Annotated in this window: 9 protein-coding genes and 1 other RNA gene; 5 read left to right on the top strand and 5 right to left on the bottom strand. The window is 40.9% G+C overall.

Annotated elements, in window-relative coordinates; all coding sequences use genetic code 11:
- Window positions 1-148: 148 nt before the first annotated feature.
- Entirely contained in the window at window positions 149-1,540 is a 1,392-nt protein-coding gene (locus tag VJ786_RS03490) for an arginine decarboxylase (protein ID WP_099366634.1), read from the bottom strand.
- 109 nt (window positions 1,541-1,649) lie between these two features.
- Here VJ786_RS03490 and argS point away from each other — a divergent pair, with 109 nt between their 5' ends.
- The 3 genes from argS to VJ786_RS03475 are packed head-to-tail and all read left to right on the top strand — an operon-like array spanning window position 1,650 to window position 5,705.
- Complete coding sequence (gene argS / locus VJ786_RS03485) at window positions 1,650-3,431, top strand: arginine--tRNA ligase (RefSeq protein ID WP_134776849.1); 1,782 nt, start codon at window positions 1,650-1,652, stop codon at window positions 3,429-3,431.
- Window positions 3,432-3,433: 2 nt separating this feature from the next.
- Window positions 3,434-4,507 (top strand): oxidoreductase, encoded by a 1,074-nt coding sequence (locus tag VJ786_RS03480; RefSeq protein WP_134776848.1) that lies wholly within the window; start codon window positions 3,434-3,436, stop codon window positions 4,505-4,507.
- 1 nt (window position 4,508) lies between these two features.
- Window positions 4,509-5,705, top strand: coding sequence for a BaiN/RdsA family NAD(P)/FAD-dependent oxidoreductase (locus VJ786_RS03475; protein ID WP_134776847.1), 1,197 nt, complete (start codon window positions 4,509-4,511; stop codon window positions 5,703-5,705).
- Window positions 5,706-5,737: 32 nt separating this feature from the next.
- Here the strand turns inward: VJ786_RS03475 and VJ786_RS03470 are convergent, their stop codons facing one another.
- The 4 genes from VJ786_RS03470 to VJ786_RS03455 all read right to left on the bottom strand — a co-directional run bounded on the left by VJ786_RS03470 (window position 5,738) and on the right by VJ786_RS03455 (window position 8,888).
- Window positions 5,738-7,267 (bottom strand): ArnT family glycosyltransferase, encoded by a 1,530-nt coding sequence (locus VJ786_RS03470; protein WP_134776846.1) that lies wholly within the window; start codon window positions 7,265-7,267, stop codon window positions 5,738-5,740.
- The gene (locus VJ786_RS03465; RefSeq protein ID WP_099366639.1) at window positions 7,260-7,646 is read right to left on the bottom strand and encodes a GtrA family protein; all 387 of its coding nucleotides are present in this window, start codon (window positions 7,644-7,646) and stop codon (window positions 7,260-7,262) included. The genes VJ786_RS03470 and VJ786_RS03465 overlap by 8 nt, the downstream gene beginning before the upstream one ends.
- Window positions 7,647-7,648: 2 nt before the next feature.
- A complete protein-coding gene (locus VJ786_RS03460; protein ID WP_167554248.1) occupies window positions 7,649-8,266 on the bottom strand; it encodes a phosphatase PAP2 family protein in 618 nt (205 codons plus the stop codon).
- 229 nt (window positions 8,267-8,495) lie between these two features.
- Window positions 8,496-8,888 (bottom strand): hypothetical protein, encoded by a 393-nt coding sequence (locus tag VJ786_RS03455; protein ID WP_099366641.1) that lies wholly within the window; start codon window positions 8,886-8,888, stop codon window positions 8,496-8,498.
- Between the two features lie 198 nt (window positions 8,889-9,086).
- Here VJ786_RS03455 and rnpB point away from each other — a divergent pair.
- An RNA gene (gene rnpB / locus VJ786_RS03450) (RNase P RNA component class A) lies at window positions 9,087-9,462 on the top strand.
- 50 nt (window positions 9,463-9,512) lie between these two features.
- On the top strand, window positions 9,513-10,898 hold the full coding sequence (locus VJ786_RS03445) for a sigma-54-dependent transcriptional regulator (protein ID WP_099366642.1): 1,386 nt from the start codon (window positions 9,513-9,515) through the stop codon (window positions 10,896-10,898).
- The last annotated feature ends 60 nt before the right edge of the window (window positions 10,899-10,958 follow it).

Below are 10,958 nucleotides of genomic sequence, written 5' to 3'. Positions count from 1 at the left end.
AAACAAATTTTCAGAAATCCTTAGAACAAAAATGACCGAGTAAGATAAATCTTGTACTCAGTCATTTCTTTAAATCTCATTAAAAAGTTGAGACTTTTTCAGTGCCCTCCAATATCGTTAAGGCTTTTTTTATGGATGCTATTAAAGGTTATTGATAACCTAATAGTTTCATGACTTGTTTAGAATTCTGTTCTTCCCCAAACACTTCGTAATTGAACGTTTCATCCCTGTTTCTACGGATCAACACGTGCTTTGGAGATGGTAAGAGGCAATGATGAATACCACCATACCCACTTAATACCTCTTGGTAAGCCCCAGTATGGAAGAAGCCAAGGTATTGCACCTTTCTGGTCTTTGGCATAAACACAGAGTTCATGTGGGCCTCTTGATTGTAGTAATCTTGGCCGTCACAGGTAATCCCGCCTAAGTTGACACGTTCATATTCCGAATCCCAATTGTTGATCGGCAACAAGATGTATTTTTGGTTCAATGCCCAAACATCCGGAAGGTTGGTAATAAAAGAACCATCCAACATCAACCATTTTTCACGGTCATTCTGTTGCTTACGGCCTAATACTTTGTATAAAATTCCAGAAGCTTCTGCTACGGTATATTTTCCAAATTCGGTAATGATATCCGGTTCCACTACTTCGTGATGTGCACAGATCTGTTTAATGCGGTTCACGATCTCGTTAACCATGTATTCGTAATCAAAATCATGTACCAATGAATCTTTGAATGGCATTCCGCCACCGATATCCAACGTATCAAGGTCTGGATTGATCTTTTTGAACTTACAATAAAGGGTCACATATTTCTCCAATTCATTCCAATAGTACGGTGTGTCCGAAATACCGGAATTGATAAAGAAATGAAGCAACTTCACTTTGAAGTAAGGGTTCTCTGCAATCTTGCTGTTGTAAAAATCAATGACGTCTTCCATGCGGATACCTAATCTCGAGGTATAGAATTGAGAATCCGGTTGCTCTTCTGCGGCAATACGGATACCCAAATTACATGGCTCTGTCAATTCGATCTCATCATCGTACATGTTGAATTCCTCTTTATTATCCAATACCGGAATAATATTATGGAAACCATCATGCAACATGTCCACGATATATTGCTTGTACTGGTAAGTTTTGAAGCCATTACAGATTACTGTAATATCCTTCGTCACCTTTCCCTGTCTTTCCAAGGCATCGATCATAGGCATATCAAATGCCGACGAGGTTTCTAAGTGAATATCGTTCTTTAACGCTTCCTCTACAATATGTTTGAAATGAGATGATTTCGTACAATAGCAGTACTTATAGGACCCACGGTAATTGTATTTCAACATGGCTGTTTGAAACAGAATCTTCGCTTGTTGGATCTTTTTACTAATAATAGGTAGATAAGTAAAACGTAGGGGCGTGCCATACGTTTCTATCATTTCCATCAAATTCAAATCGTGGAAGTACAATTCGTCTTCGATAATTTCGAATCCGTCTTGTGGAAAACCAACACTTAAGTCAAGAAATTCCTGATAGCTCTGCATTTTTTATTATTTTTGGCAAAGATATGCTTTCATAACGAATACATGAATAATCTGAGTGTTATTTTTTGAATTCATTATCAGAAGGTTAAGAATATTACGAAATATTTACATGGCAAAATCAATCCAAGAACTGCTTATTGAAAAGTCTGTAGAAGCAGTTAAATCACTTTATAGTTCAGATATCCCAGCTTCACAGCTTGCATTACAGGAAACCAGAAAGGAATTTGAAGGACAAATTACCTTGGTTGTATTTCCTATAACCCGATTCTCCAAAAAATCGCCGGAAGTAACAGGGCAGGAGATCGGTGCTTACCTTCAGGAGCAGATTCCGGAGATTGAATCCTACAACGTGATCAAAGGGTTTTTGAACCTGAGCTTCACCGACCAATACTGGATCGCGGTATTGAACGGGGAAATAGCTCATAATGATTTTGCTGTATTTCCAGCCAATGGAAAACGCTTGATGGTGGAATATTCTTCACCAAACACCAATAAACCCCTACACTTAGGGCATGTGCGTAACAACCTCTTGGGTTATTCGGTAGCTGAAATCCTAAAAGCATATGGCTATGATGTGATCAAAGCAAATCTGGTTAACGATAGAGGGATCCATATCTGTAAATCCATGCTTGCTTGGCAGAAGTTTGGAGAAGGGGAAACCCCTGCTTCAACCGGAATGAAGGGCGATCATTTGGTCGGTAAATACTATGTGGTTTTCGATAAAGCGTATAAGCAGGAGATTGATGCCTTGAAAGCCGAAGGGCAGACCGAAGAGGAAGCCAAAAAGAATGCACCATTGATCAAGGAAGCGCAGGCCATGTTGTTGAAATGGGAAGCCGGGGATGAGGAAGTGATCAACCTTTGGAAAACCATGAACGCTTGGGTATATGAAGGTTTTGATCAGACCTATAAAACCCTAGGGGTTGATTTCGATAAATTCTATTACGAATCAGATACCTATTTATTAGGAAAAGATATTATTCAGGAAGGATTGGATTCGGGTGTATTCTATAAAAAAGAAGACAATTCCGTTTGGATCGACCTGACCGCAGAAGGCCTTGACGAAAAACTTGTTTTACGTGGAGATGGTACTTCTGTATACATCACCCAGGATTTGGGGACAGCACAATTGAAATACGATGAATTCAAGATGGATGATTCTATTTATGTGGTGGGCAATGAGCAGGATTACCATTTCAAGGTATTGTTCCAGATCTTGAAAAAACTGGGTAAATCTTGGGCGGATGGACTATTCCATCTTTCTTACGGCATGGTGGACCTTCCAACGGGTAAAATGAAATCCAGAGAAGGTACGGTTGTGGATGCAGACGACCTGATGCAGGAAATGTTTGCCACAGCAAAAACCAGAACCGAAGAATTGGGTAAGACCGAAGGATTCAACGAAGAAGAAAAAGAAGCTTTATACAATACCATCGGTATGGGGGCATTGAAATATTTCCTATTAAAGGTTGACCCTAAAAAAAGGCTACTGTTCGATCCGAACGAAACCGTAGATTTCCAAGGACACACAGGTCCATTTATTCAATATACCCACGCTCGTATCAAATCTGTTTTGAGAAAAGGAGATTTTAAGGAAGGTACTGCCGTACAACCGGAAAAGATATCCAGTTACGAACGGGATCTGATCCAGGCATTGGCCGGATTTCCAGGAGTCATTGAAGCCTCAGCAAAGGAATTCAGCCCAGCTCAATTAGCGAATTATGCTTATGAGGTCGCTAAATTATACAACAAATTCTACCACGAAGAAAGTATTATCAAGGCGGAGGATGAAACCGTAAGAACCTTCCGTCTGCAATTGTCCTCTGCTGCGGCAAAAATCATTGCAAAAAGTATGAACTTATTAGGAATTCAGGTTCCTGAAAGAATGTAAGCATGGGGAAGATCAAAGTTGGACTGATCGGGTTTTCTATTGGTGGACATGTATTCCATGCGCCATTTATCTCAGAAAATCCTGATCTGGAATTATATAAGGTAACAGCTAGGAAATTTGAACAACAGGAAATGTTAGCTGAAAGATATCCGGATGCCATTGCCGTTCAGAAAGCAGAAGATATTTTCGAAGATCCAGTGGTAGATCTGGTCGTCATCGCCACTTCAAATGATGTGCATTTTTCGTTTGCGAAAGCTGCATTAGAAGCCGGAAAACATGTGGTGGTAGAAAAGCCATTCACGAATTATACATCCGAGGCCGATGAACTGATCGCATTGGCAAAAAGTAAGAACCTCTTGCTTTCTGTCCATCACAACGCGAGGTTCCATTCTGATTTTAAAACCGTTAAGAAACTTATTGAAGAAGGAAGATTGGGGCGTTTAACAAACTATGAAGCAAGATTTGATCGGTTCCGCAATTTTTTAAGGGCAGGAGCCTGGCGCGAAGAAAACCTCCCTGGTTCGGGTATACACTATGACCTGGGTGCACACTTGATCGATCAAGCCCTACAGATCTTTGGACATCCGACGGCGATCTATGCTGATTTAAGGGTGCAACGAGACGGTGCTAAAGCCATTGATGATTTTGAATTTATCCTGCATTATCCCCAAGTCAAAGTTTCCTTAAAAGGACAGATGCTAGCGAAAATCCCAACAGCAAGATTTGCCTTATACGGTACGAACGGTTCTTTTGTAAAATGGGGTGTAGATCCACAGGAAGAACTGTTGCGCGCAGGTAAGCGACCTGCAGATGTTGCGGATTGGGGAACAGAAAACCCGGAGATCTATGGAAAATTAGCCATCCTGGAAAACGGTACGGAAATCGAAGAGATCATTCCGTCAGAGAAGGGTTCTGGTGAGGATTTCTATAAAAATATAGTGGCTACATTAAAAGGAGAAGAAGAGTTGTTCGTTAGACCAGAACAGGCTAGGGATGTGATCCGGATCTTGGAACTGGCCGAACAATCTTGGACAGAGCAACGCGTAGTTTCCCTTGCTGGAGAATTGATTTCTTAAGATGAAGAATTACGACGCCATTATCATAGGAGCTGGTGCCTGCGGATTGATGTGTGCCGCACAGGCAGGGCTGCTGGGCAAAAAAACCTTACTATTAGAAAGGAACGATAAGCCTGGAGCGAAAATCCTGATCTCTGGCGGTGGACGTTGTAATTTTACGAATCTATATACCCAACCTGAAAATTTTGTTTCGGAGAACCCGGCATTTCTGCATGCAGTTTTCTCCCAATGGACTGTTGAAGATACCCAAAATTTCTTTGAGAATTTCGGAGGCATTCAAGGGGAAGAAAAGACATTGGGGCAACTTTTTCCCAAAAGCAATAAGGCAAAGGATATTGTAGCGGTTTTTAGCAAATTGATGTTTGAAACCAAGCAGGATATCTGGTTGAATACCGAAGTGAAGGATGTCGAAAAAACAGAAGGAGGTTTTGAAATAACCTTTGTGAAGGATGGGAAAACCCAAAAGATCCACAGCCCCAAAGTCGTGATTGCCTCTGGAGGTCTACCGGTTGCTAAATTGGGAGCTTCCGATTTTGCATTACGCATAGCGAGAAAATTCGGATTGGGAATTGTACCTACAGCGCCAGCCTTAGTGCCTTTGACCATCACCGGAAAGGATGCCGACTGGTATGCCTCTTTGGCCGGAAATTCCATCTTTTCTAAAGTATATAATGAAAAGATCAGCTTTGAAGAAAATATCCTATTTACCCATTGGGGTCTGAGTGGTCCGGCTATTCTACAGATTTCTTCCTATTGGAGACCTGGGGAAACGTTCAGCATCGATTTATTGCCGAAATTCAAAATGGATACCCTCATTAAGCAGGAAAGGGAGCAGGGTGGAAGAAGGACCGTTGCACAGCTGATGAATGATTATTTCACCAAGAGAACCGTTGAAGCATTCGGAAAATTCTTACCCACTACGGTGAAGATCGCTTCCCTAGGTAAAAATGATGCAAAACTCATCGTAGATACCATCCATAAGTTCAAGGTCAAGCCTGCAGGCGATAAGGGCTACGATAAGGCGGAGGTCATGCGTGGTGGGGTGAATACAGAAGAGCTGAATCCCAAAACCTTAACTGCCAAAGCAGTTCCAGGGCTTTACTTTGGTGGCGAAGCCGTCGATATTACCGGTTGGTTGGGCGGTTATAACTTCCAATGGGCTTGGGCAGCAGGGTATGCTATCGCAAATGATCTTTAATAAGGTCTTCACCTAATATCCGTTTTGCTCCTTTAAGATGATACATACCATTTCCTTACCACAGCTCCAGCTCTTTTCTGCTGGATTACCTTTCTTAGATTGATTGATTCAAAATCTTCCCCGTATATTTCGTATGGCTCTACATGATTATTGGAAGGACTGATATAATAGGCATCATCAGTAATCTGTATAGGGTTTGCCATGTTGTTCAGCCACGCGAATTTATGCAGGTCATGTAATTTGCCTTCCCCTAATATGGGAATTCCCAAAGGCCTAGCCACGTAAAATAGGATATGTCCAGCAGGGAACCATTTATTGACCAAGATGGGGTCATTTTCCTGCATTCTCTTTTGTTCCAGATCTTCCGAGCGGATTTTTTCAAATTCCTTGGCAAATTGCTCCCAACCTATCATTTCGATGGAAACATCTTCTTTTCCAAGCTCATTACCGCTTTTAATACCGATTGGGTTGCCTGGATAAAAACGAATAATGCATACAGCAAGGATCATAAATCCGAGTGTAAAAATCAACATCCCATTGAACACTTTACGCACTGTTCGAATCTTTTCCAAGCTCAATTCCTGGTCGATCCAAACGGCAGCTAAGATCATGATCGAAAAGAAGCCTGCACCGCTCCAATGGGGAAGCACTTGTTTAAAAAGAGAGATAAAGCTGGCTATGAATATAATCGGTAGGCCACAATAGAGTATCACCGCAATTTCTTTCCTACAATGCTGAGTATGGTATTTCCAGTTTTTGATTACTGCAAGGGCTAAATAGGCGTAAATAAGGCATAAAAGTGGATTATTGTATAATACTTGACCAAAAAAAGCCTGCAGGAAGAAGTGTATCTGTATTCCAGCATCCAATAAACTTACCCGTTCACCATGAAAGCGCCAAGTGATAAAATCATGTTGAATATTCCAAAGCACGATAGGGGAAATAATCAGACCACTGATGATCAAGGAAACATAAAATGCCCAATTTTTCAATAAAGACCGTTGATGCAAGAATAGATACGCCAAGAAACCTAACCAGAGAAAAATGCCATGAACCTTACTCATACATGCTAAACCGATCCAAACGCCAAGAAACAGAAGCGCCTCGGTCTGTTCTTTTTTGTCTTTTGGTTTTACGATCAGTACCATACAGTATAGTGCGGCCAACCAAAAGGTATTGCAGATCGAATCTGGAAGGATGAAAATCCCAGAAATAATGCTGGAATAGATCGATGCGGTAAATAAGATCGCTGCAATAAAAGCTGCGCGATCATTCGCGATCCTCCTGACAATGCAGGCAATGATCCAGGTATTAAGGGCAGCCAGGAATATAGCTCCCAATCGCATGGAAAAGGTGTTTACCCAGTGCAGGTTCAAGGTGAAGAATTTGATCAGGAACCCGATCATTGGTGGATGGTCGAAATGGTTCCAATCAGGCTGTAGGGCATAGGTATAATAATAGACCTCATCATTACCCAACTCCAACAGGTTAGCAAATAGGATCCGTACCAAAGTACTCAGTAAAATCAGCCACCGTAATTTGATGCGGAATGCCTTATCCATGTCCAAATGTGATTAAATGGTTGATGGAGAAGTTCCAGAGAAAAACAATTCCAATCGCAAATACCTTTGCCAAATAGAAATTGATTTTCCATTTGGTACTGCAGAGGTATATGATGAGTGTATTTATACCCAAGCCAATGATACTGAAAAGTGCGTATTGGAGGAACTGTTTGGCAATCTGTGGATTGTTGTTGGAAAAGGTCCAGATGCGGTTCAGGCAATAATTGCTGACCACTGCACAATAAAAACCGCAGGCATTGGCAAAGAATTTATTCGTGTTTAATTTTTCTTTCAGCAGCCAGGTTATTCCAAAGTCGATCCCCATTCCCAATAACCCAACAAGGCCAAATTTTAACAGGCTAATGAATAGTTTCCACATGGTTATATCTTAAATGAAGGGGGAAAGAGTTGGCTTCGGCTTAGTTTTTTCTCGCCGAAATAGGAATACATCAGAAAATACAGACAAGAAAAACCTGCTCCAAGGATGGATCCAAACCACACATCATCCAAAAAATGCTGACCCAAGTAAACCCTTGAATACCCCGTCAGGCAAGCCAGAACCATAGCCATCATGGCCAGCCTTTTATCCTTGCTGAATAGCATTAAGGTAAAAGCTAAAGCAAAGGCTGAGGTGGTATGTCCAGATGGAAAGGCATTATGATGGGATAAGGGTAGCCAGGATAGGGAATGGAAGCTGGGGTCTTCTTTAAGAAAAAAAGCCGGACGATGCGCCTGAAAAGATCTTTTTAGTACCGAACAGATCAATCCGGAACCAATATAGCTGGCAGCAATGGCAATACCGATCTTTCTTGATCTTAGAAAAAAGAATAGTACCGCCACGAGCATCACGAAAATGCCATCACCGAATTGGGTGAGCAGACTGAAAAAATAATCCAGTATCTGGTGGTTCATGGAATTGATCCATTGGAACGAACTGATACGTGGGGTTGAAAAGACAATTACACTAATGAGCACATACCAAACGAAAAAAATGCTCAAGTTGGTTTTGTTTAACCGATAGAGAAGCTTTATCCGATTCATCCAATGACAGTTAATATTGATTTATTCAGCAAAAGTAAAAATATATTGTTAGGGGAAAGTTAATGATTAATATGTTAATATTATTTATTTGTTAACAAAAAAACCATAGCTCGATTTGGAGCTATGGTTAACTAGGGTAAAAAGAGAGTTCTAAAAATTTATATATTCATATAGCGCATCTATCAACTTAAAACTTATGTTCTAATTTAACTTCCTTGCTGATATCCTTAACATCAATGTCTTTGGAAGTTTTTACTACTTTATTGTTTACTAGGATCTCCAAGGTAATTTTTGCTGGTTTATCGATCTTTGTCTTCAACGCTACCGTATAGCCTTTTCCTGGCATAGCACGTCTAGTAGCCACGGTTTTAGGAACATCCAGTGCAGCTGTGATCACTGAGTCTTTTCCTTTTGTACTGGTTACGGAAAGATTGGTCATTTTAATCTTTTCTTTCGATGCAGTCGTGATTTTGTAAGCGATACTTACTGGATTAGGCTCAGTTTTTTTCTTTTTGCATGAAGTGCTGAATGAAATAAGTGCAATCGCTGTAGCAATCTTTAAGTAAGAAATAGTTTTCATATATTATTTATTAAAATTAATTTGTGAATGAATAAAATAAACATGTTGCGCATAAATGTTTCTCCTATGACGAAACTAAAATTCATTTCGCTACAATAGAAAACAAAAAACTTTCAAATAATTATAAGTTATAACAACAACGATATAGTATTTCGTTAGGCCGATATTAAATTGTTTTTTTCGTAGTTTTGCAGCTTGAAGCAAACTCGTTCTATCGCTGGCCTTTATCGAATAAGGCGAGAGGAAAGTCCGGGCAACACAGAGCAACACGCTTCCTAACAGGAAGGATGCCTTCGGGTAGACAGCAAGTGCCACAGAAATGATACCGCCATGGCAACATGGTAAGGGTGAAAACGTGAGGTAAGAGCTCACGGATTTGTATGGTAACATACATCTCGGTAAACCTCGTGTGTTGAAAAACCAAATAGGTTGTGAGAGTCGAAAGCTGCTCGTTTTCTTCCTTCGGGACCTCACAATGGGTAGGTTGATGGAGGTTATGCGCGAGCATAATCCTAGATAAATGATAGAAATCCCCTCGGGGATACAGAACCCGGCTTATAAAGTTTGCTTCTTTTTACTTTATTTGTTAAATTATCGCAGCCTAGAAAAATAGGAACATTTTATATGACTACAGTTTTAATCATCGATGATGAACGCCCTATCCGAAGTTCCCTTCGTGATATCCTAGAATATGAAGACTACAAAGTACTTGATGTCGATAACGGTGAAGATGGTCTGAAAATCCTTAAAAAGGAGAAGATCGATCTTGTACTATGTGATATCAAGATGAACAAGATGGATGGAATGGAAGTGTTGACCGCTGCCAAAGAATTCTCTGATATCCCGTTCATAATGATCTCTGGTCACGGTACGATCGAAACAGCGGTAGAAGCAGCCCGTAAAGGCGCTTTTGATTTCTTGGAAAAACCCTTGGATCTGAACCGTTTGTTGATCACTGTTCGTAACGCACTCGAAAAAGGATCCTTGGTAAAGGAAACCAAAGTCCTAAAACGGAAGTTTTCCAAAACCAAAGAAATCCTAGGGGATTCTTCTGGAATCAGTTTGATCAAGGAAACGATTGATAAAGTTGCTCCAACAGAAGCTCGTGTATTAATTACCGGTGCCAACGGTGCTGGTAAAGAATTGGTGGCGCGTTGGTTGCACGAAAAGTCTACCCGCTCCAGCTCTACTTTGGTAGAGGTGAACTGTGCGGCGATCCCTTCAGAACTGATCGAATCCGAATTGTTCGGGCACGAGAAAGGATCATTCACCTCGGCGGTAAAACAACGTATCGGAAAATTTGAGCAAGCCAATAATGGAACGCTTTTCTTGGACGAGATAGGGGACATGAGCCTTTCTGCACAGGCGAAAGTACTTCGTGCGCTGCAGGAAAACAAAATAACCCGTGTTGGTGGCGAAAAGGAAATCGACGTGAATGTACGTGTCATTGCCGCAACCAATAAGGATCTGTTGAAGGAAATCGAAGATGGTAATTTCCGTATGGACTTGTACCACCGTTTAAGTGTGATCTTGATCCATGTGCCTTCATTGGCAGAACGTAAGGATGATATTCCTACGCTTGCAAACTCGTTCTGTGAGGAAATCTGCGCAGAATACAGCATGCCGGTGAAAACCTTTACACCAGATGCGATGCTGGCATTGCAATCTCTTCCTTGGACAGGTAACATCCGTGAGCTGCGCAATATGATCGAAAGGTTGATCATTCTTTGTGATAAGAAAATCACGGAAGATGATGTATTGACATTTGCGAACCCAGGAGGCCCGGTATCGGCAAAATCAATTACTGGAAATGATACAGCAACGGCCAAAGGTTTTGACCTGGAGCAATTCACTTCTTTCCAGGATTTCAAGGATTATTCGGAATGTGAATTCATCAAATATAAATTGGAGAAGAACAATTGGAATGTGTCCAAAACAGCCGACGATCTGGATATACAAAGAAGTCATTTATACAGTAAGATTGAAAAATACGGTTTGAAAAGAGACTAATCGGGAGCTATTCAATATCGGTAAATAATACTAAGGAAGAGGCCTTATCAAATAATTGAT

The organism is Sphingobacterium tenebrionis (assembly GCF_037126265.1).
Classification (GTDB): domain Bacteria; phylum Bacteroidota; class Bacteroidia; order Sphingobacteriales; family Sphingobacteriaceae; genus Sphingobacterium; species Sphingobacterium tenebrionis.
This window is presented reverse-complemented; position numbering and strand designations above follow the sequence as displayed.